15 protein-coding genes and 1 pseudogene are annotated in these 19,786 nt (G+C 59.5%); 12 read left to right on the top strand and 4 right to left on the bottom strand.

Annotated features, from left to right (window positions below):
* Window positions 1-9: 9 nt before the first annotated feature.
* A complete protein-coding gene (locus AC245Y_RS31540; protein ID WP_017997044.1) occupies window positions 10-942 on the bottom strand; it encodes a VOC family protein in 933 nt (310 codons plus the stop codon).
* A 118-nt stretch (window positions 943-1,060) separates the two neighbouring features.
* Between AC245Y_RS31540 and AC245Y_RS31545 the strand changes: the two genes are divergently transcribed.
* The gene (locus tag AC245Y_RS31545; RefSeq protein WP_017997045.1) at window positions 1,061-1,960 is read left to right on the top strand and encodes a LysR family transcriptional regulator; all 900 of its coding nucleotides are present in this window, start codon (window positions 1,061-1,063) and stop codon (window positions 1,958-1,960) included.
* Window positions 1,961-2,302: 342 nt separating this feature from the next.
* Here the strand turns inward: AC245Y_RS31545 and AC245Y_RS31550 are convergent, their stop codons facing one another.
* Complete coding sequence (locus tag AC245Y_RS31550; protein ID WP_026157676.1) at window positions 2,303-3,025, bottom strand: GntR family transcriptional regulator; 723 nt, start codon at window positions 3,023-3,025, stop codon at window positions 2,303-2,305.
* A gap of 216 nt (window positions 3,026-3,241) precedes the next feature.
* Between AC245Y_RS31550 and AC245Y_RS31555 the strand changes: the two genes are divergently transcribed.
* From AC245Y_RS31555 to AC245Y_RS31590, 8 genes are all read left to right on the top strand, one after another.
* Window positions 3,242-3,997 carry an ABC transporter ATP-binding protein gene (locus AC245Y_RS31555; RefSeq protein ID WP_017997047.1) on the top strand — a complete coding sequence of 252 codons (756 nt, stop codon included), beginning with the start codon at window positions 3,242-3,244 and terminating at the stop codon, window positions 3,995-3,997.
* A 13-nt stretch (window positions 3,998-4,010) separates the two neighbouring features.
* Complete coding sequence (locus AC245Y_RS31560; protein ID WP_017997048.1) at window positions 4,011-5,006, top strand: ABC transporter substrate-binding protein; 996 nt, start codon at window positions 4,011-4,013, stop codon at window positions 5,004-5,006.
* Between the two features lie 10 nt (window positions 5,007-5,016).
* Window positions 5,017-5,787, top strand: a complete 771-nt coding sequence (locus AC245Y_RS31565) for an ABC transporter permease (RefSeq protein ID WP_017997049.1) — start codon at window positions 5,017-5,019, stop codon at window positions 5,785-5,787.
* 12 nt (window positions 5,788-5,799) lie between these two features.
* Window positions 5,800-8,169 carry a hypothetical protein gene (locus tag AC245Y_RS31570; protein ID WP_017997050.1) on the top strand — a complete coding sequence of 790 codons (2,370 nt, stop codon included), beginning with the start codon at window positions 5,800-5,802 and terminating at the stop codon, window positions 8,167-8,169.
* 125 nt (window positions 8,170-8,294) lie between these two features.
* Window positions 8,295-8,954: an ABC transporter ATP-binding protein gene (locus AC245Y_RS31575; protein WP_026157679.1), complete on the top strand. Its 660-nt coding sequence runs from the start codon at window positions 8,295-8,297 to the stop codon at window positions 8,952-8,954.
* Window positions 8,951-11,353 (top strand): ABC transporter permease, encoded by a 2,403-nt coding sequence (locus tag AC245Y_RS31580; RefSeq protein ID WP_017997052.1) that lies wholly within the window; start codon window positions 8,951-8,953, stop codon window positions 11,351-11,353. Before AC245Y_RS31575 ends, AC245Y_RS31580 begins: the two co-directional genes overlap by 4 nt.
* Window positions 11,343-12,413, top strand: coding sequence for a lipocalin-like domain-containing protein (locus AC245Y_RS31585; RefSeq protein WP_017997053.1), 1,071 nt, complete (start codon window positions 11,343-11,345; stop codon window positions 12,411-12,413). The genes AC245Y_RS31580 and AC245Y_RS31585 overlap by 11 nt, the downstream gene beginning before the upstream one ends.
* A gap of 138 nt (window positions 12,414-12,551) precedes the next feature.
* Window positions 12,552-12,770 (top strand): helix-turn-helix domain-containing protein, encoded by a 219-nt coding sequence (locus tag AC245Y_RS31590; protein ID WP_017997054.1) that lies wholly within the window; start codon window positions 12,552-12,554, stop codon window positions 12,768-12,770.
* Between the two features lie 75 nt (window positions 12,771-12,845).
* Here the strand turns inward: AC245Y_RS31590 and AC245Y_RS31595 are convergent.
* Window positions 12,846-13,455: pseudogene (locus AC245Y_RS31595) on the bottom strand (J domain-containing protein).
* Between the two features lie 394 nt (window positions 13,456-13,849).
* Here AC245Y_RS31595 and rpsU point away from each other — a divergent pair.
* A complete protein-coding gene (rpsU, locus tag AC245Y_RS31600) occupies window positions 13,850-14,089 on the top strand; it encodes a 30S ribosomal protein S21 (protein ID WP_012759925.1) in 240 nt (79 codons plus the stop codon).
* 560 nt (window positions 14,090-14,649) lie between these two features.
* Here rpsU and AC245Y_RS31605 read toward each other — a convergent pair.
* On the bottom strand, window positions 14,650-15,882 hold the full coding sequence (locus AC245Y_RS31605; protein WP_017997055.1) for an ROK family transcriptional regulator: 1,233 nt from the start codon (window positions 15,880-15,882) through the stop codon (window positions 14,650-14,652).
* A 283-nt stretch (window positions 15,883-16,165) separates the two neighbouring features.
* On the opposite strand from AC245Y_RS31605, the gene AC245Y_RS31610 reads away from it, so the two are divergent.
* Both AC245Y_RS31610 and AC245Y_RS31615 read left to right on the top strand, forming a co-directional pair.
* Window positions 16,166-18,751 (top strand): ATP-binding cassette domain-containing protein, encoded by a 2,586-nt coding sequence (locus AC245Y_RS31610; protein ID WP_026157680.1) that lies wholly within the window; start codon window positions 16,166-16,168, stop codon window positions 18,749-18,751.
* The gene (locus AC245Y_RS31615; RefSeq protein WP_017997057.1) at window positions 18,751-19,761 is read left to right on the top strand and encodes an ABC transporter permease; all 1,011 of its coding nucleotides are present in this window, start codon (window positions 18,751-18,753) and stop codon (window positions 19,759-19,761) included. Before AC245Y_RS31610 ends, AC245Y_RS31615 begins: the two co-directional genes overlap by 1 nt.
* Window positions 19,762-19,786 lie beyond the last annotated feature (25 nt).

Below are 19,786 nucleotides of genomic sequence, written 5' to 3' on the forward strand. Positions count from 1 at the left end.
AAAGCGACCTCAGGCGGCGAGCGGGGTCAGGCCGGCTTCGATCTGGTCACGATAGGGCTCGTAGCGTGCCGGCAGTTTCAAGACCTCGCCAAGATGTGCCGTGTCTTCGTCCCTGTCGAAACCGGGTTCGTTCGTGGCGATTTCGAAGAGCACGCCGCCGGGAGTGCGGAAGTAGATGGCCCAGAAATAATCTCGGTCGATTACCGGCGTGACCTGGTAGCCCGTATCCATCAGGGCCTTGCGGACTTCGAGTTGCTTTGCCCGATTCTCGACGGCGAAAGCGATGTGATGCACCGAGCCCGCGCCCTGCCTTGCGAATGGCGTCTTCGGAAGGACCTCGAGGTCGATCGTGTCCGCACCATTGCCGCCGGGCATGATGAAGCGGGTCACCTCACCATCCGTTTCGGCGCGCTGGTAGCCCATGAAACCGAGCAGTTCGGACGTCGCATCGGCGTCATGCAGGCGGAACTTGGCGCCGGTGAAGCCGCGGATGCCGACGCTTTCGTCGATGCCGGCGCCGTCCCAGGTCTTGCGGCCGTCGTTTTCCGCTTCGACAAGGGCAAACCCTTCGCCGTCCGGCCCCTTGAACAGGAGGCGGGCAGCGCCGAAGGCAGTGTCGGTATGCAGGTTGGCCGCTCCCTTTGCAGACAGGCGATCCTGCCAGAACGAGAGCGAGCCCCTGGGCACTGCGAACTGCGTTTCGCTGACTTCGCCAACGCCTGCGCGGCCGCGCATCACGTCGGGAAAAGGGAAGTAGGTCATGACTGTGCCGGGAGTGCCGTTCTCGTCACCGTAGTAGAGGTGATAGACCGCCGGGTCGTCGAAGTTCACGGTCTTCTTCACGCGGCGAAGCCCGAGTGCGTCGGTGAAGAACGCATTGTTCTGACGGGCGTCCGAAGCCATCGAGGTGACGTGGTGCAGCCCTTTGATATCCTTGATCATGATGTTTTCCTTTCATCGCCGATGTGGTTCGTTGTGCGTGCTTGAAATCTAGTTCGCTTGCCTGCTCTCCGGAATTGCAATAAAGATTTCGAATGAATTGCTCAGGATGAAATAATAAATGAACGACTACAGGGCGCTTAGGACGTTCTTGATGGCTGCGGAAAAGCGCAATTTCGCGCAAGTCGCGCGGGAGCTCGATATGACGCCGGCGGCGGTCACCAGAGCGATTGCCGCACTCGAGAACGAGTTGGGCGTGCAGCTTTTCGTGCGGACGACACGGCAGGTTTCATTGACGACCGACGGCGCGATCTATGCAGCCCAGATCAAGCCGGCGATGGAGGCGTTGGAGAATGCACGCGCTGACCTCATGAACACGCACAAGGCCGACCATGGTCGCCTGCGGATCAGTGCGCCGACCTGGTTCGGGCAGCAGGCTCTGCCCCCGATCCTGGCCGGTTTCAAAGAGTTGTACCCGAAGATAAGTTTTGAGATTTCACTCGCTGACGGGCTCGTCAACATTATCGACGACGACTACGATCTCGCGATCCGGATCTCTGCGGCGCCGTCCGACAAGTTCACGATCTGGAGGAAAATCAGCATGGTCCGGCGTATCCTGGTGGCTGCGCCAGGTAGCCGATTTACGGAGGTGAAGCATCCAAGCCAGCTGACCCCTGACGACTGCCTTGCATATAGCGGCGAGAGCAGGCGGGAAAACTGGGTATTGTCGGACGGTAGCGGCAGTGCCAACATCTCAGCGGGGCGGGCGTTCAGCGCCAACAGCGGCGAAGTCCTGGCGAGCATGGCGGCCGACGGGGTCGGTGTCGCCATGCTGCCGAAGTTCCATGTCGCCGAGCATCTGCGCACCGGGCGGCTGGTTCATATTCTGAAAAATTGGTCGCCGCCGGATCTGTGGCTGACGCTCTATTATCCGCCATACCAGTCGCTGCCGCCGCGCATCGCGTCGTTCTCTAAGTTCTTCGAGCAGCAGGTTCCTGCGTTCATGACCACTATGGAATGAGTTGCCGCAAACTCCTGCCGGACTGAACGGCGTTCTTCGAAGGCGCCAATCCAGGCAACCGGGACAGAATCAAGTCCCACCCTTTTGCGACTGCAACCGCCGGCTTCTCTCCTGGAGAAGGTCGATGAATGCCCGAAGAGCCGACGGCACGTGACGATTGCCCGGGTAATGCAGCAAGAGACCAGGCAAGCGCGGTGACCAGTCCGCTAGAACAGCCGCGAGCTTCGGGACGGCCAGGAAGTCCCGAGCCAACGATTCCGGCGCATAGGGGATTTCCTAGCCTTCAAGGGCCGCTTCGTTCAGAATTTCATGCCTAAATCAGACATCCAATCTGTCGAACTCTCAGCGGTCGGGCGTTCGACTGCCGAGGACAAACTGGTACCGCTCTGGTCGAATAAAAAATTCAGACTTTTCGGCGCAAGCGCCCGTTTCGAAATAGGAACTCCGTTCCAGCACAAGCAGGACTGCATGTTCAGCCGCTCCAATCAGCGATGTTATCCGGGGCGAGACAGCACGCGCCCCGATCGCAATCTCAGCGGAGACAATGTCGGCGCCGGCTTTGTCTTTCAGTAAGGCATAAGTTGGTTGCTGTTCGGCGATCTCTCGCTCCAGCTCCGACATGAAGGCCGGCAGGAAGCTTCGGCCCAATGCAATCGGCTCGTCATTCACCACATGAAGTCGTTCCAGACGTGCGCATGTCGGCCCGAACAGCGGGATGAAAGCAGACGGTGTTTCAATTGCGGTCAACTCGACGATCCGCATCGTAGCATCGAAGCCTTGGACTTTCAGCGATTCATGAAAGCTACGCAGTGTATCAATTTGATGGCGCACGTGCTTGCCGGCCACGAATGTGCCTTTGCCTTTCCGGCGCTCGATCAGCCCATCCCTATCGAGTTGTTGGAGCGCCAGGCGCACGGTGACGCGACTGACTGTGAAGCGTGCCGTAGTTTGCGATTCCGACGGGAGCCGTCCGGACGGCTCGTAGGCGCCTTCGGCGATCTCGGCACGAAGCCGATCGGCAATCTGCAGGTACATAGCCACCGGGTTATTGCGTATGAGACTCATCTATTTTCCATAGGGTCGAAAACACCACGATGCAGCGAAGCTTTGGAATAGCGTTCCCTTTTGCTGCCACACAAGGGGAACTCTTCACGTTGATAACCTGTATTATAATGTATTAAAAATTGGGGCAACTCCAATCCAGGGTCGTCCTAACGCAACATGGCATCTCCAGTTATCCCAAGGCAGGTTTCATCCGGCGCCGCCTTCTCGGTGGACCGCATGGCGTTCGCCTATCCCGAAAGCCGACGCGCCGTATTCGAACGGTTTTCGCTGAAGGCTCGGTCGGGAGAATTCGTGGCGATCCTGGGTCCGTCCGGTTGTGGCAAGTCGACGCTCCTTAATCTTCTCTCGGGCTTCCTGCGCCCGCAATCGGGGCATATCACCATAGACGGCGTGCCTGTTGTCCCGGAGCATCCGGTCCTTGGATATGTATTTCAGTCGCCAAACCTCTTCCCTTGGTTGAGTGCCCTGGAAAATGTTCGCTTTGGCCTGCGCATGAATCGCCGTGGATCTGCGAAGGAGCAGAGAGACGTCGCGCTTAATTTTCTTCGACTTGTCGGCCTGGAAGAGCAGGCACAGGAGCCGCCTCACCGATTGTCGGGCGGCCAGCGTCAGCGGGTTGCGCTGGCGCGCTCACTGGCGCTCGAGCCGCGCCTCCTGCTCATGGACGAACCATTCGCAGCGCTCGACGCCCTGACGCGTGCATCCCTCAATGATGAATTGCTGCGCATCTGGTCGGGCTTGGGGAAGACCGTACTGTTCATCACCCATGACATCGACGAAGCGATCTATCTTGCCGACAGGGTTCTCGTCCTTGGGCTACCGCCGACAGGCATCACCGCCGAAGTGGCAATCGATTTGCCGCGTCCTCGCGATCAGCGTGGCACGAGAGCCAATCCTTTATTCGCTCAACTGCGCGAACAGCTCTCGGAGGAAATCGCCAAAGTCATGACCAGCAATCTACCCGTTACCTGAAGGGGAGCATCCGATGAAACACATTCTACCCGCAGTTCTTCTGGCCCTCGCAGCCGCTTTGCCTGCCCATGCCGAGGACCCGCGGCCGCTTCGCATTGGCTGGGTCCAGGCCATGGCCAATGCGCCTGCCCTGATCGCCGAGGAGAAAGGCTATTTTCGCGACGAGGGGTTGAACGTCGAGCTCAAGGGTTTCGGCGATGGTCCCGTCATCCAGCAGGCGGTGGCTGGAGGCGAAATCGATGTGGCCTATATCGGTGCGCCCCCGGTCTATCAATGGGCGGCGCGCGGTCTCGACGCGAAAATCATCGCCAAGGTCAACTATGGTCAGGCAGCGGTAATCGCGAAGACTGACGGTCCGATCCACGCCCTTTCCGACCTCAAGGGCAAGAGGCTTGCCGGCGTCAACAGGGGCAGCGGCATGGACGTGCTGCTGCGTGGCTACGTTCTCAAAGAGGCCGCCGGCCTCAGCCCGGATACGGATCTTGCGCTGTCGCAAATGCCCGTGGGTAACATGAACGCTGCCCTCGATACCGGCGTCGTCGATGCAGCCTTTTTGTGGGAGCCCTTCATCAGCCAATCGGTGCTCCGCGGTGCAGGTCGCGTCGTCTTCGACGTGAACGGAGCTTTGCCCGGCTATCCCTGGTACGTCATAGCAGCGCCTGCCAAGACGCTGAAGGAACGCCCGGACGATCTCGTGAAACTGTTGCGAGCGAATTCGAAGGCCATTGCGTTTCTGCGGGAGCATCCCGAAGAGGCCAATCGGATCATCGCCCAAAACTTTAAGCTGGAATCCCTGACGGCCGCGGACGGAAGTATCGTTCCGCCGGAAGCGATCGTCACGGAGGCGAGGAAACGCCTTGGGTGGTCGGCGGAAATCGAGCCGTCCGATCGTGCCTTCATCCAGCGGCTCATCGACTACTCGGTGGCCCTCGGCTTTCTCGAAAAGCGCTTGAATGTCGACGACATCATTGACGACAGCTTCGCCGCAAAAGCGGCCGCTCAACGATGAGATCCGATCGATGAAGAAGTTGGCAGCGCGGCTGCGTTTTCCGCAACCGTCCTGGCGCTGGGCAGCGCTTCCGTTCCTCCTTGTCGTGTGGAGCATCGCGGCAAGCCGCGTTCCCTCCTATGTGCTGCCGCAGCCGTGGGACGTGGCGGCCGAGGGGGTTCGCTGGATCCGGTCGGGCGAGTTGGGTCGCCAGGTCATGGCGAGCTTGTTGCGCGAATTCGGCGGCTTCGGCGCAGCCGTCGTGGCCGCCGTGCTCATCGGCGTGTCTGCCGGACTTTGGCGGCCGTTTCGCGAATTCGTCCAGCCGCTGCTCGGTCTCTTCATGGCCATCCCTCCGATCGCTTGGGCGCCGCTGTCGCTGATCTTCTTCGGCCTCGGATATCTTTCCATTGCCGTCGTCATATTCATCGCATCGGCCTTTCCGATCGCCCAGACGATTCAGGAAGGCGTGCTTTCCATCAGCAGCGGCGAGGTGCGTGCCGCGCGCATGCTGGGTGCCAAAAGGCTGCAATTGCTGGCCCATGTATATCTTCCGGCCTCCCTCCCCTTCCTCACTGCCGCCTTGCGCATCGGTTTTGCCCAGGCGTGGCGCGCGCTTGTTGCAGCCGAGATGATCGGCGCATCTCAAGGTATCGGCTGGATGGTCGCCATGGGCGGGCAGGTTGGTAATTCGGCGCAGGTGCTTCTCGGCATCGCGCTGATAGGACTTACCGCGTGGCTGATGGAGAGCCTCGTGTTTCGACGGATAGAGCGCCGCTACGAAGGCTGGCGCGGACAATAACGGACGATCCCCATGACAAAGATTTTGCCAGAAAAGACGATTCAAGCCAGCGCCCATTCTCCGATGGGGCTTGCCGATCATTTCGATACTCTGCCCTTCCTCGGCCGTCTAAGCTGTCAGCGGCAGACGCTGACGGCGGGCGAGTGGACCGAATTGGAGCTCGTTTATGAGGTCGGAGCTGTCGGCCTCGCAGACGGTGCGTGGCTGAAGCTTGCCTTCAAGTTCTATTCCGACTGGGCGCTGTTCCAGACAACGGAGCCGACGGGCGCCAACTATATTTCCGCCGAATACCACGCCGGTCCTCTGGTTTCGGGGCAAAGCCCAGGTACCGTTCAAGCATTGAAGGTGCGTTTCGATCAGAAGGGACACGAACGTCCCTTCCAGAAGGCGGTCATCATCGACGTCGTCGACGGCTATCTCAACCCCGGCGACAGGATCGTCATCCGTCTGGGCGATCGGCGGCAGGGCGGCGCCGGCACACGGGTGCAGACTTTCGTGGAGAAGGTGTTCCGTTTCCGGCTGTTCGTCGATCCGCTGGGTAGCTCAAAATTTGCGGAGGTGCCAGGCGACTGCAAATTGGAAATCGCGGCCGGGCAGCCGCAGGCCCTTCAGGTCATCGCGCCGCGGCTGGTTGGCAGCGGTCACTTCTTCGACGCTATCGTGCGCGTCGATGATATATGGGGAAACACTTGCCAGGGTCGAGACCTGCATGGTGCGCTCGTCATTACTGCCCCGGATGGCGGGCAACGAACGGAGCTAGTGGCATTCGCCGCGGAAGGCTGGACATTTGCGCGGATTTCCGGCCTTTCCTTCGCTGCTGCCGGCGAGTGGAAATTGGAAGCATGGCTGAATGACGAACCCGGCGTCGCACCGGGCATCGCCTATGTACAGAGCGAAGAGGGTGCCTTGCGCCCTCTCTATGCCGATCTTCACGTCCATTCCGACGACACCGTTGGCACCAATGATGCCACCTACAATCTCACCTACGGGCGCGACATCGCCGGACTTGACGTGGTGGGCTACACCGTCAACGATTTCAACATCACCGAGACGAACTGGGACGCCGCCGTCAAGACCATCCACGAACTCAACGAGCCCGGTCGCTTCGTCTGCTATCCAGGCACCGAATGGTGCGGCAACTCCGCTGCCGGTGGCGACCGAAACGTCGTCTTCCTGCGTGACGGCAAGCCCAGGTTTCCGTTCGACGAGCAGGGACGCTCCCTGCGCTCTTTCGAATGGAATGAGACGACGGCGGGAGCGATCCGTCCTGGGATATGGCCGGTTGACCGGCTCTATGGAGCCTATGCGGATGATCCGGAAGGCCATTTGCTGATCCCACATGTGGGTGGCCGGCGCTGCATTCTCGACTGGAACCATCCGGAGCTGGAACGCCTCATCGAGGTTGGCTCCGCCTGGGGACAATTTCATTGGCTCTACGTCGAAGCTCTAGCTCGCGGACACAGAGTTGGCGCTTCCGCCGCTAGCGACGAACATCAGGGCCGATGCGGCGGTGGTGCGCCGGCCACCGGAACCTTCGGTGCACGTGGGGGGCTCACCGGCGTCATCGCCGACGGTTTCGACCGTGCTGGCGTTGGCGCTGCACTTCGGGCGAGGCGCACTTTTGCCACGACTGGTGAACGGAGTTTTGCGGTTCTGTCCCAAGGCAAACATTTCATGGGCGAGGTGTTTGACGCCGAGCTCAATCAGCCGCTCTCTTACCGCCTGCTCGGCCACGCCGGCTGGGAGGAAGTTCAGCTTTTCGACGGCGACCGCATGGTGTGGCGACGTGATCTGCATGCCGAAGCGGGCCTCAGTGAGCGCAGTGTGCGGATCCGTTTCGGCGGCGCGCGGATAAAGGATCGCTATCGCGCGGCCTATTGGAGCGGCGAAGTGGCTGTCACCGGTGCAGCGCTTCTGGATGTGCGCGGCATCGGTTTCGATCATCCCGAACAAAGCGTTTGGCGCACTGGGCTCGGCACCCTCGGCTTCAGGACGGCAACACATGGCGACGTCGACGGAATCGAACTTAAGCTTTCCGACCTGCGCGACGCGCGCATCGTCGTAGCCGCGAAGCTCCATGGCTACAGCAAGATCGGGGATCCGCTCCAGCCGCCGCCACATGTCCATGCTCCCGAGGTGTTTTTAGAGGCATGCGGAAGCGAGCTGATCGCAAAGGGCTCGATCTCGGTCGATCTTCAGGGTGTCGAGCTTCGACTTCTGTTGGAGCGCGTCACCGATCGCCCTCTTCCACGCGATCTCTCAGGCGAGATACCGCTTCCAGGACTTGGATTGAGCCACGGCCGCGAACACCCGCTTTTCCTGACGGCGAGACAGAGGGATCAATCCCGCATTTGGACGTCACCGCTGTTCATGACAGCTTGAACTGAGCGTAAGCTGATGCGGGCCGCTGTTTTTGTGCTGCCGCACGGATCTTGCGATCCATCTCGAAAGTTCTTAGGTCACCGGAGGTTTTGCATTCTGCAAACTCCGTGTTCGAGAAGACCGAGATGATCCTCACCCTCGCAGGCGTTAGAAAATCCTATTCCACTGCGGAGAGCCCGATTGAAATCCTGAAGGGCGTCGATCTGGAAGTCGCTGCGGGCGAAAGTGTTGCTCTAACCGGAGAGTCTGGCAGTGGCAAAAGCACATTGCTGCATCTGGCAGGCGGGCTCGACCGTGCAGACAGCGGCTCGGTCGTGATGGATGGCAGCGATCTGGGGCTATTTGCTGAAAGCGAACGGGCCCGATACAGGAGAACGAAGGTCGGCCTCGTTTTTCAACAGTTTAACCTCATCCCATCACTGAGCGTCGCAGCCAACATCTCGTTCCACGCCAAGCTTGCAAACCGGTACGATCACGCTTGGGAAAGGCAGTTGATCGAGGAATTGGGGTTGGAAGAATACACCGCCCGATATCCCGAGCAACTTTCCGGAGGCCAACAGCAGCGCGTTGCAATCGGGCGAACCTTGGCTGCTCGACCTCCTCTCGTCCTTGCGGACGAGCCAACGGGCAACCTGGATGAGCAAACAGGCGATGCCGTCCTCGATCTGATGCTCAACCTGGCCCGGACGGTGGGATCGGCTCTGCTTCTCGTCACCCACTCCACGAGGCTTGCAGCGCGTCTGGACCGAACAGTGGTCCTTCGCGGTGGGAAGATTGCCGAATGAACTTCGTCGCATTCGCAGCCCTGCTGTCACACTGGCGTCGGAGACCTCTCCAGCTTCTGACGCTGGTCATGGGGATTGCGCTGGCGACGGCTCTCTGGTCCGGCGTTCAGGCTATCAACGCCGAGGCGAGGGCGAGCTATGCGCGGGCGGCTTCGGTTCTGGAGCAAGGCTACCTCCGGGAGATCGTCGCCAAGAACGGTGACGGCATCGCGAGCGAGGTCTATGGCAGCCTGCGTCGAGCGGGTCTGAATGTTTCGCCCGTGATCGAGGGCAACTACCGCTTCGGAAGCACAAGAATCAGATTGGTTGGTATCGAACCTCTGACGATGCCAAGGGACACCGGGAACCAGACCGTCGCCAGCAGTCTAGACCTATCCGGCTTCTTTTCAGCCGGTGGACAGTTGCTTGTGTCGAGCGCGACTGCCGAGCGGCTCCGTGGCAGTACCGACATGAGCGTCAAAATCGATGGTAAAGTTCCCGACGGTGCTGCCTTCGTCGACATATCGGTCGCCGACAGGTTGCTCGACAAGCACGGGAAGATCGACCGCCTGGTGGTCGCGGCCGATCAAAGGATCACCACCGAAGCAATCGATCAGGCGGGATTGACGATCCGCGAACCGGGTGAACAACCAGACGCCGCTCGCCTCACAGACAGCTTCCACCTCAACCTTACGGCTTTCGGCTTCCTTTCGTTCATCGTCGGGCTCTTCATCGTGTATTCCGCCACGGGCCTGACCTTCGAACAGCGTCGAGGCACTTTCCGTACACTCAGATCTCTTGGTGTCTCGCTTCGAGCATTGATCACGGTGCTCTTGATCGAGCTTTCGATGCTGGCGCTGATATCGGGCTTGATCGGCGTCATGCTCGGCTACGTCATAGCATGGCTCCTGATGCCGGGTGTCGCCGCGACCCTCAGGGGCCTCTACGGTGCCAATGTGTCAGGCTCGCTATCCATTCGGCCGGAGTGGTGGTTGGCTGGACTGGCGATTGCTCTCGGAGGAACCGCTGTCTCGTCTGGCCAGAGCCTGTGGCGGGTATGGAAGCTGCCGATTTTAGCTGCCGCCCAGCCGCGAGCATGGGCAAGAGAGTCGGCCAGATCGCTTGCCTTTCAAGCGGGAACGGGCGGAGTTCTGCTGATCTTGGCTGCTATCCTGGCGATAGCTGCGCCCGGGCTGGTAGCGGGTTTTGCGACACTTGGCTGCCTGCTTCTTGGAACAGCTCTGGTGCTACCTGGACTTCTTGCGGTCATCCTGACCAAAGCGCAGCATTTGGCACGAAGCGCCCTCATGGAATGGTTCTGGGCCGACACCCGCATACAGCTTCCCGGCTTGTCGCTGGCTTTGATGGCTCTGCTGCTGGCATTGTCGGCAAACATCGGTGTCGGCACGATGGTATCGAGCTTCCGGCTGACTTTCATCGGATGGCTGGATCAACGCCTGGCTGCCGAGCTTTACGTCACTGCCAAGGATGAGGAGGAAGCTGCGCTTCTCCGAGTCTGGCTTCCACCACGCTCAACAGCGGTCTTGCCCATCTGGAGCGTCGACGCCGAGGTGCTTGGCGAACAGATCCAGATCTTTGGCGTTGCGGACGATTCGACCTACCGGGAGCACTGGCCGTTGATCGCTTCCGAAAACGACGTTTGGGCAAGGATCGCCGCCGGGCAGGGTGCTCTGATCAACGAACAGATGTGGCGTCGCGGCGAAGCCAAGATCGGCCAGCCGTTGGTCATGCCTGGAGGCTGGAGCGCAACTGTGGTCGGCGTGTACTCGGACTATGGAAATCCGAATGGGCAAGTGATAGTCGGGGTCAAAACGCTCGTCGATCATTACCGCGATGTCCCGAAACTTCGCTACGGTGTCCGAGTTGCTCCCGAGCAAGCCCAAGATCTCAAGCGTCGGCTGGTCGAGGAGTTTGGCCTTCCGGATACCGCCATCGTTGACCAGGCCTCACTTAAGCGGCAATCGAGAGCCATCTTCGATCAGACGTTCAAGGTGACCGGCGCGTTGAACGTCCTCACCCTTGCTGTAGCAGGGTTTGCCATGTTCTCAAGTCTCCTGACGCTGTCTGGTATTCGGCTTCCGCAACTCGCGCCGGTATGGGCAATGGGTGTACGGCGACGGGATCTGGCGCTCTACGAAGTTGCCCGGACACTTGCACTCTGGCTGGCGACATTTATGGCTGCGATCCCGGTCGGTCTTACCCTGGCGTGGGTCCTGCTTGCGATCGTGAACGTGGAGGCTTTTGGTTGGCGATTGCCAATGATGGTGTTTCCAATGGACTGGTTTTGGCTGGGAGCAATTGCTCTTGCTGCTGCATTGCTGTCGGTGCTGGTGCCGGTTCGGCGTCTGGCCTCGATCAATCCTGCGCACCTGCTGAGGATTTTCGCCAATGAACGGTAGAAAGTCGGCATCTGTCCTGATAGCGGCGGCTATGATCTGCGCGAGCGGTCAGGCATTCGCGCAAGGCTTCGCCGGATTGGGATCGGATGCGCAAGGTTTTGCGATCCCGGAGCGGGGTTCTGTTCTTTCTTTCCCCGCCGATCATGGCGCTCATCCTGATTATCGCATTGAGTGGTGGTATGTGACTGCCAATCTCAAAGACGAGGATGGCAGGCAATATGGAGCGCAGTGGACGCTGTTTCGCTCTGCGCTGGCTCCGGGAGACAAGGCAGGTTTCGCGGATCCGCAGATCTGGGCTGGGCACGCGGCGATCACCACCCAAGGTCATCAGTACGTCGCTGAGCGCTTGGGGCGGGGAGGCGTCGGGCAGGCAGGCGTTGCCGCAAGACCATTTCGGGCTTGGATAGACGACTGGCGGTTGGAGGGTAGCGAGCGAACCGGCTCGGACGCCTTTGGCAACCTTTCAGTCTCTGCGGGCGGGCTGGACTTCAGCTACACCTTAGACCTCAAGGCCGCCGGCCCGCTCGTTCTTCAGGGGGAAAACGGCTTTTCCGTGAAGTCGGCGAACGGGCAGGCGAGCTACTATTACTCGCAGCCTTTCTATGAGGTGGCGGGAACGATCATGACATCCGGAGCGCCGGTTAAGGTCACTGGCAAAGCCTGGCTGGATCGGGAGTGGTCGTCGCAGCCGCTTGCGTCCAATCAGACGGGGTGGGATTGGTTCTCACTGCATCTGAATTCCGGCGACAAGCTGATGGCTTTTCGCCTTCGTGATGACAAGGACGGGTTTATCTCCGCGAACTGGATATCGGCGGATGGACGAACGACACTTTTGTCGAAAGACGACGTCCAACTGGAGCCGACGCGGAAGGCAACGGTCGATGGGCGCCGGATGCCGGTTGAGTGGCGCATACGCGTGCCGAGTAAGTCACTTGATATTACGACGAAACCGCTGAACGAGCAGTCCTGGATGGCGACCTCTACGCCTTATTGGGAGGGGCCGATCAACTTCACAGGCTCCACGTCGGGTGTCGGATATCTTGAAATGACCGGCTATTAGCTGCTACGTCTCACACGTAGGTAACAGCTCCTACGTCGAACGGTGCGAACCGGCGGAAATCGCCCGGACCCGGGCAGTGCGTTGGAACTATGAAACTGTTTTGTACGTTTTTCGGCCGCCAAAAGGAGTTTTAACGACATGAACATGGTCTCGAAGATTGTGAAATCCCCTGTTGCTCTGTCCGTCGGCGGCTTGCTTGCGGAAGCTCGCGCGGCTCGCGGCTATTCGCTGGATGACGTTGCAGAAACCACTGGTCTGACTGTGGCCGAAGTGACAGCTCTGGAGAACGACACGGATTTCGACGCGTCAAGGATACGAAGGACCGCGGCCGCTCTAGGGGTTTTAGACAAGATTTGAGACGTGCGTCGCGCACTACACAGCTTTTTCACGGCGACGTCTTGCCTGTTGACCCGCAGAGACTGTGTCTCCGATTTAGCAGAACCCGTTCAACTTGAGGATTTTATGGGCGTCGATTGCCGCCTGGAGCTCAGCTTCCGAGTTTCGATCTCCTCGGTTGGCGTCTGGATGATGTAGCTTGAGCATCTGCTTGTAGCGGCGCCTGATCTCCTCGGGCGCCGCGTCCTGCAAAAGGCCGAGCGTTTCGAAGGCTTTCGCTTCCAATACCTTGAGCTTACGTCGCTGGAGATCAGCTTTCGTTGCTTGATGTTGGGCAGCACTCTTGCGTGCATTAAGGGCTTTTGCCGTGCCCGAGCGGACGGTCGAAGGAAGCGGCATCTCTGTCGCATGATCAACGCGGGTACCCCACGTCTTACGGGCGCCACTTGCTGCCTCACTCTGATAGCGGGCGGTCACCGGATCGGACAGATTGCTCGCGAAATTATATCCCTTATTGTATTCTCTCGCATGTTGCGGGCAGAACAGCAGGTACAAACCCTCCGCATCTCGCCCAACGGGCGCACGATTGGTACCGCCGCTTTCGCAACCGTCCCACTGGCATTTCGACTGGGAAGGCTCGGGGGGGAAGAGCTGATTTTTTGCTCGTGGGCCTCAGGCCGACAAAAATTTTCGAATCAAACGTCATCGCGCGTTATATGGCGTTTTTCATCGAACCGGCAAGCTGCCACGCGGCCTGGCTTTAATCTCCCAATCCGGTCAAACTGGGCAATGCTGCGGCTGCCCTTAGATCAATCGTGGCGATCATCAGACCGCCTCGCGCCGGGCCGCAAATAGGAAACTGGTAAATCATCGCGTTCGATTTGACGCGGGCAACTCAGTCCAATTGGGGAGTTTTCAGTCGTCCTTTAGCTGCGAAACCTCCGACCCTTAAATCGCTGGCAGAACTTACCTCTAGCCCCATTCGCGATCGTGCCCATGAAACAGTGACGACAGAGAATTTAGGCAATCGGCGTTCCAAGGCTTGATCATCAACGCGTGTGGATCTAATGAGGCGCGTTAGCGATCCTAGGAGTTTTAGAATGCAGGTTCTGGTACGTGACAACAACGTTGAGCAAGCGCTCCGTTTTTTGAAAAAGAAGTTGCAGCGCGAGGGCGTATTCCGGGAGGCCCGACTTCGGGAGCGTTTTGAAAAGCCCTCCGAAAAACGTGCTCGTGAGAAGGCCGAGGGCATCAGGCGTGTCCGTAAACTCGCTCGCAAAAAGCTTGAGCGGGAAAGCGGTATTTCGGCCCCCAAGAAAGCAAGAGCTCCTGGTCGCTAAAGGGGAGCGGATGACAGATGTTCTGTCCGTCGAGGACAGGACTTCTTGTGTCCGAGACATTCCTTTCCAACACGCCGTACCGAGTTGAAACTGGTCGAAAGCATCGACGTCCCTGGCGCCCTTTTATCAAGCGCGGTGTGCAGCCCGACACGGCGGCTGATTGCAGAACAGCTCGCCGCTCTTCAGGGGCCCATCCAGAGGATAGCGGCGTCTCAAGTATGTCCCGCATTACTGCGCGGTTGCGATCGCGACATGCGGAAAACCAAAGACCTATAGCGCCGTCAGCCTAATCGAAAGGCGGGCGCAGATGTCCATGCTGCCATGCACGAGGGATAATCTTCGTTGCCCTTGACACATCCGCGATGGGCAGTGCGTTTCGCGCCCGCCCTCATCCGATTCCCGGTGGAAGAATAAGCGCCGGGAAGCTGACGGGCGAAAGTCTTGTGCCTGCTTCTCATCAAGCCGAATGCAAAAAGTAATGGCGTATCCTGTTTCGCCCCGCCCGCCGTACCGCCACGTATTCGTTTCTACCCTGGAAGCCAAAGGCACGATCAACTTTCCTAAGAGCCAATCAAAAGCGGCTTCTTATCGTTGCCTTTTTTCATGAGAACGCCGGTATCTGGACCGAACATCAGGTAGAGCGGAAGAATGCTCGCTCCGAGCGCGGAACCCCGGGCTCCCAGGGCACCGGCGGTGATCGTGGGTGCGATCAAGCCGGGGGGAACCATCTCTGAAAAACATTGCCGGACGCGGGCAACGGTTTCCATGAGCAGTGGAGCGGGGAGAAGCCCGTCGATGACAACCGCTTCGACATCGATGACGGCAATGCTTCCGATAATCGCCTGGGCAAGAGCATCCGCGCAGTCGTCCTGCCACTCGGAAACAAATGTGCGCGCGGCTGGCGGCATCGGGTCGAGATCACGGACCCGCCTGATGTCTATACCGTTGGTCCTGAGATGATGGACGAGGGTATAGATTGAGGCACGATGAAGCAGGACTTCGAATTTTCCAGCCGGCTTGGGAACGGAGCTTAGCGTCGAATGTGTCACCGGGAACGGCCCGTAAGCTGCGGTATTGCCGTTCGGACCAGTCTGCAGGGTCCCATCGAGGACAAGGCCGCCGCCGACGAATGTGCTGAGTGAGATGTGGAGGAAGTCAGAAAATTTCTTACCCAACCCGTACACCAATTCCGCGACGGCAGCTGCCGACGCGTCATTCTCGATCATGACAGGAAGACTGTGGGTGTCGGCAAAATGGCCCTTCAGGTCAAAGGACCGCCAGGCCAGTTGGACATCACTGGGAAATCCGAGCTCCTCGTCCCATCCGCCAATGAAATAAGGGGCGGAAATCCCGATGCCGATCAGGCGCGAGCTATGAACAGCGCCAAGCTGTGAATTGAAACGCCCGATGGCGGCAGCGCCTAGGCGCTTTATGCTGTCGGGATCCGGATGATCGTAGTCGTGGGTCTCGAACGCGCAGATTTGCCCCGCAAAGTCGATTAGGATGGCATCCATCGCTCTGCGGCCGATATGAAAGCCGATCGAATAAGCCCCGGTGCTGGCAAGCCCGTACATTGCAGACGGCTGGCCCTTGCCGCCGAAGCGCTTGCCATTTTCGACCAGATAGCCACCTGCGACAAGAGCCTCAACGATCGCGGCAACAGCTGGTGGGGTAAGATGTGCGAACCGCGCGATCTCCGCCTTGGATGCTTGGCCAAAGCGTCGCACTGCGTCCAGAACAACGCGCTCGTTGTAGTGACGAAGCTGGACGGAATTACTGCCTTTTCCTGCCATGCGATCCAACCGTGAAAGGACCATTCAAAAGCACGTTGCTTTAAGTGCCAGCACCGGTAACGCGACCGCTGAATTTACGCAACTATCGCGCAGGCCAGGACCCTGTCTCTAGAGGCCATCTTTAAAATGTGGGTTGACCACAATCAAGCATTATTATAGTAAACTGCTTTAATAAATGCCCGATGGGAGTTGGGTGGAGTTGTCTGCCCTAGGGGGTCGGAGGAGGCACCAGGAATGGCTCGCTGCGCGTGGTTGGAAATTCTCGTCATTCCGGATGCGCCGGATGCTTGATGTATCAGGCAGACCAAAAGCTGCTGGGGCGAGGGCGACCGGCCAAGTCGTCGCGTCGCTCGAGGGCGTCACGAAGGTCTTTGGTGGCACCGTCGCTGTCGCAAATGTGTCGATTGAATTGCGGGCAGGAGAGGTGCTTGCCCTGCTTGGAGAGAACGGTGCAGGCAAAAGCACCTGCGTCAAGCTTCTCGCCGGCGTCCATCGGCCAGATGGCGGCCAGGTCGTCATGCTGGGCAAGCCCGTTGCGTTCGCGTCTCCACTGGAGGCGCAAACTGCCGGTGTCGCCGTCATGCATCAGCATCCAGGTCTTTTTCCCGATCTCAGCATCGCCGAAAATCTCTTCATCGGGCAGACCGGGTTACGCTGGAAACTTGACCACAGGCAGATGCAAAGCGAGGCTGCGCGCCTTCTGACGCTCGTCGGCCTTGACGTGGACGTCACAGCCCCTTTGGGGCGGCTGCGGACATCCGAGCAGCAGCTCGTCGAAATTGCCCGTGCGCTTTCGCTCGACGCACGCGTTTTGATCATGGACGAACCAACCGCAGCCTTGTCGCAGAGAGAGGTGGAACGGTTGTTTACGGTTGTGGACAATCTCCGCCCGCAAGGTGTGGCGATGATGTTCGTTGGCCATCGCATGGACGAGATCTATCGCGTCGCCGATCGTATCGCCGTCCTGCGTGATGGTCGCCATGTCGGAACGGAGATTGCAGCGGATCTATCCCGTGAACGTGCCGTCCAGATGATGGTCGGGCGTTCCCTGGATGGGCTCTATCCTCGCAACAACACGGCGCCTGGCGATGTGGTTCTTGACGTCAGGGGACTGTCCTGTGACGGTTCGTTCAAGGATGTGTCGTTTCAACTGAGAGCTGGCGAAATCCTGGGGTTCGGCGGATTGGTCGGCAGTGGCCGGACCGAGATCGCCCGGGTCCTGTTTGGCATCGATCAGCCGACAGGTGGAACGATTGCAATCGATGGCAAAACAATGCGCTTTGCCTCGCCGAAAGATGCCATGGGCAACGGCATAGCCTATGTTTCTGAAGACCGGATCGGGCAGAGCCTGGTTATGGACTTCCCTATTCTGAACAACGCGTCGTTGACTGTGCTCGACAAGGCGACCCGAGGCGGGTTGATGTCGCGCGAAAAGGAAATTGCCATTGCAAAGCCGTTTCTTGACCGTCTTCGGCTGCGTTTCAACTCCTTCGATCAGCCGGTCGGTGCGCTGTCCGGCGGCAACCAGCAAAAGGTCGTTCTGGCAAAATGGCTGGCGACCAATCCTCGCATCCTTATCCTCGACGAGCCGACGCAAGGCATTGACGTTCAGACCAAAGCCGACGTGCATGCGATGATGACCGATCTCGCCGGCAAAGGCATGGCGATCATCCTGATCTCATCCGAACTGCCGGAGCTGCTTGGCATGGCCGACCGGATGATCGTGCTGAGAGAAGGGGCGGTCACTGCCGAATTCTCTAGGGACGAGGCCACGCAGGAAAAGGTGATCGGCGCCGCGACCGATTCGATCGTGAGGAAGGTGGATGGCGAGATCGTTGCCAAACCGGTCCCGCATCAGGACGAAAAATCGGAGATCCCGGAAAGAGCGGCGCAGGGCACATGGCGGCGGGTTCTGGCCCGCCGGGAATTGGGGCTGTTTGCGGCCATTGCGGCTGTCGTCATTCCAATTTCCATATTGAACATACGCATGCTGAGCGGCGCAAACCTGTCCGCCCTGGCAATGGACGCCGGCCTGCTGATGATCGTCGCCGTCGCCCAGATGCTTGTCGTGATCACCCGCAGCATCGATCTTTCCGTGGCCGCGATCATCGGTCTTGCAGCCTATGGAGCGGCCTCGACGATCCATCTGCATCCCGAGATCGGCGTCATGGGTGGTGTCGCCCTGGCTTGTGTGATCGGGCTCGCCGCAGGCTTCCTGAACGGGCTCATCGTCACCTACGGCCGCGTGCCGGCCATCGTCGTCACGCTCGGCACCATGTCCATCTTCCGGGGCATCAACAGCCTTTGGGCAGGCGGAACGCAGGTGAGTGCGGACCAGGTGCCGCAGGCCTGGCTGGATATGACGGCGGCGAATATTTTCGGGGTTCCGGCCGTGCTCCTGATCGCCATCGCCACACTTCTCATCGTCGCCTATATCCTCCGCAATACCTCGATCGGCCGGGAACTGTTTGCCATCGGTTCCAATCCCGGCGGAGCGAGCCTCATCGGCATTCCCTCACGGGCGCGTATCCTCATGGCGTTTTCGGCAGCCGGGCTTCTGGCCGGGTTCGACGGTGCGCTTTGGGCTTCGCGCTACGCCACAGTCGATGCACGCGTTGCCTACGGCTTCGAGTTGACCGTGATTGCGGCTGTCGTCGTCGGGGGCATTGCCGTCCGCGGCGGCTCCGGCACCGTGCTCGGCGTCGCCGCCGGCGCCTTGATGCTGCTTATCATCAACAACGGGCTGACACTCGTGCGTGTCGATCCCCTCTGGCTGCAAGGGGTCTATGGCCTCGTCATTCTCGCCGCCATCGGCATCGACGCACTCGTCGCCCGCCGCGCCGCCGGCAAGCGCAAGGGAGCACATTGATGAGCACGAACTCCGAGCGCAATCCCGACTTCGTCACCCGCTTTGCCAACTGGGATAATTTCCTGGCGGCGCTGACGATCGTCGTCGTCGCCTACGCTCTCTTGGGCGTGCCGAACTTCACTTCCGTCTTCAATATTTCGCAGGCTGTCGCCGGCATTTCAGAGCGCGCGCTCATCGTATTGCCGATGGTGCTGCTGATCATCGCGCGCGAAATCGACCTGTCCGTCGGCAGTATATTGGCTCTCACCAGCGTGATCTTCGGCTTGCTCGTCCAGCACGGCGCGCCACTCCTGCTGGCCATTCCGGTCACGCTGGTCGCCGGCGGAATTTGCGGCGGTTTTAACGGCGCGCTAGTCACGAAGCTCGGGCTTCCATCGCTTGTCGTAACGCTTGGAACCATGGCCCTGTTTCGCGGCATTGCCTACATTCTCCTCGGCTCGGACTCGATCAACGACTTTCCCGACAGCTTCCTTGATTTCGGTATCGATACTGTCGGCGCATCGCCGGTGCCGCTGACCATCCTTCCCTTTCTGCTGCTTGCCCCGGTTTTCGCCATAGCGCTTCAAAAGATGCCGCTCGGCCGACGCATCTATGCGATCGGCGGAAGTCCCGACGCTGCGCGCTATTCCGGCATTCGTCTCGCCCGAACGGTGTTTGGCTTGTTCGTCACATCAGGGGTGGTTTGTGCGGCGGCTGGCATGGTCTACGCGGCGCGGCTTGCAAATGCTCGCGCCAACAACGCAGTCGGTATCGAGCTCGACGTTATCACCATCGCGCTTCTGGGCGGGATCAGCGTCTTCGGCGGGCGTGGCCGGCTGACCGGCGTGCTGTGGGCACTTCTGCTGGTCGCCACCATTCGCAACGTCCTTGGGCTGCTGCAGATCGGCGGCGACGCGCAGGGGACGGTCATCGGCCTTCTGCTCATCGTTTCGCTGTTGGCCAGCAATGCGGCGGAACGCGTCTTCGCCAGCGTTCGAACGCGATATTTCAAAGTCAAAACAGGCGAGTAGTTCCGGGGCTAGCCTGCTTCACCGA

The sequence above is a fragment of the Rhizobium sp. SRDI943 genome (genome assembly GCF_057653695.1).

Coding starts and splice junctions, on each gene's coding strand:
- AC245Y_RS31615 (WP_017997057.1), top strand. CDS start 18,751: ATGAGCACGAACTCCGAGCGCAATCCCGACTTCGTCACCCGCTTTGCC.
- AC245Y_RS31565 (WP_017997049.1), top strand. CDS start 5,017: ATGAAGAAGTTGGCAGCGCGGCTGCGTTTTCCGCAACCGTCCTGGCGC.
- AC245Y_RS31585 (WP_017997053.1), top strand. CDS start 11,343: ATGAACGGTAGAAAGTCGGCATCTGTCCTGATAGCGGCGGCTATGATC.
- AC245Y_RS31545 (WP_017997045.1), top strand. CDS start 1,061: ATGAACGACTACAGGGCGCTTAGGACGTTCTTGATGGCTGCGGAAAAG.
- AC245Y_RS31575 (WP_026157679.1), top strand. CDS start 8,295: ATGATCCTCACCCTCGCAGGCGTTAGAAAATCCTATTCCACTGCGGAG.
- AC245Y_RS31540 (WP_017997044.1), bottom strand. CDS start 942: ATGATCAAGGATATCAAAGGGCTGCACCACGTCACCTCGATGGCTTCG.
- AC245Y_RS31580 (WP_017997052.1), top strand. CDS start 8,951: ATGAACTTCGTCGCATTCGCAGCCCTGCTGTCACACTGGCGTCGGAGA.
- AC245Y_RS31610 (WP_026157680.1), top strand. CDS start 16,166: ATGCTTGATGTATCAGGCAGACCAAAAGCTGCTGGGGCGAGGGCGACC.
- AC245Y_RS31590 (WP_017997054.1), top strand. CDS start 12,552: ATGAACATGGTCTCGAAGATTGTGAAATCCCCTGTTGCTCTGTCCGTC.
- AC245Y_RS31550 (WP_026157676.1), bottom strand. CDS start 3,025: ATGAGTCTCATACGCAATAACCCGGTGGCTATGTACCTGCAGATTGCC.
- AC245Y_RS31560 (WP_017997048.1), top strand. CDS start 4,011: ATGAAACACATTCTACCCGCAGTTCTTCTGGCCCTCGCAGCCGCTTTG.
- AC245Y_RS31570 (WP_017997050.1), top strand. CDS start 5,800: ATGACAAAGATTTTGCCAGAAAAGACGATTCAAGCCAGCGCCCATTCT.
- rpsU (WP_012759925.1), top strand. CDS start 13,850: ATGCAGGTTCTGGTACGTGACAACAACGTTGAGCAAGCGCTCCGTTTT.
- AC245Y_RS31605 (WP_017997055.1), bottom strand. CDS start 15,882: ATGGCAGGAAAAGGCAGTAATTCCGTCCAGCTTCGTCACTACAACGAG.
- AC245Y_RS31555 (WP_017997047.1), top strand. CDS start 3,242: ATGGCGTTCGCCTATCCCGAAAGCCGACGCGCCGTATTCGAACGGTTT.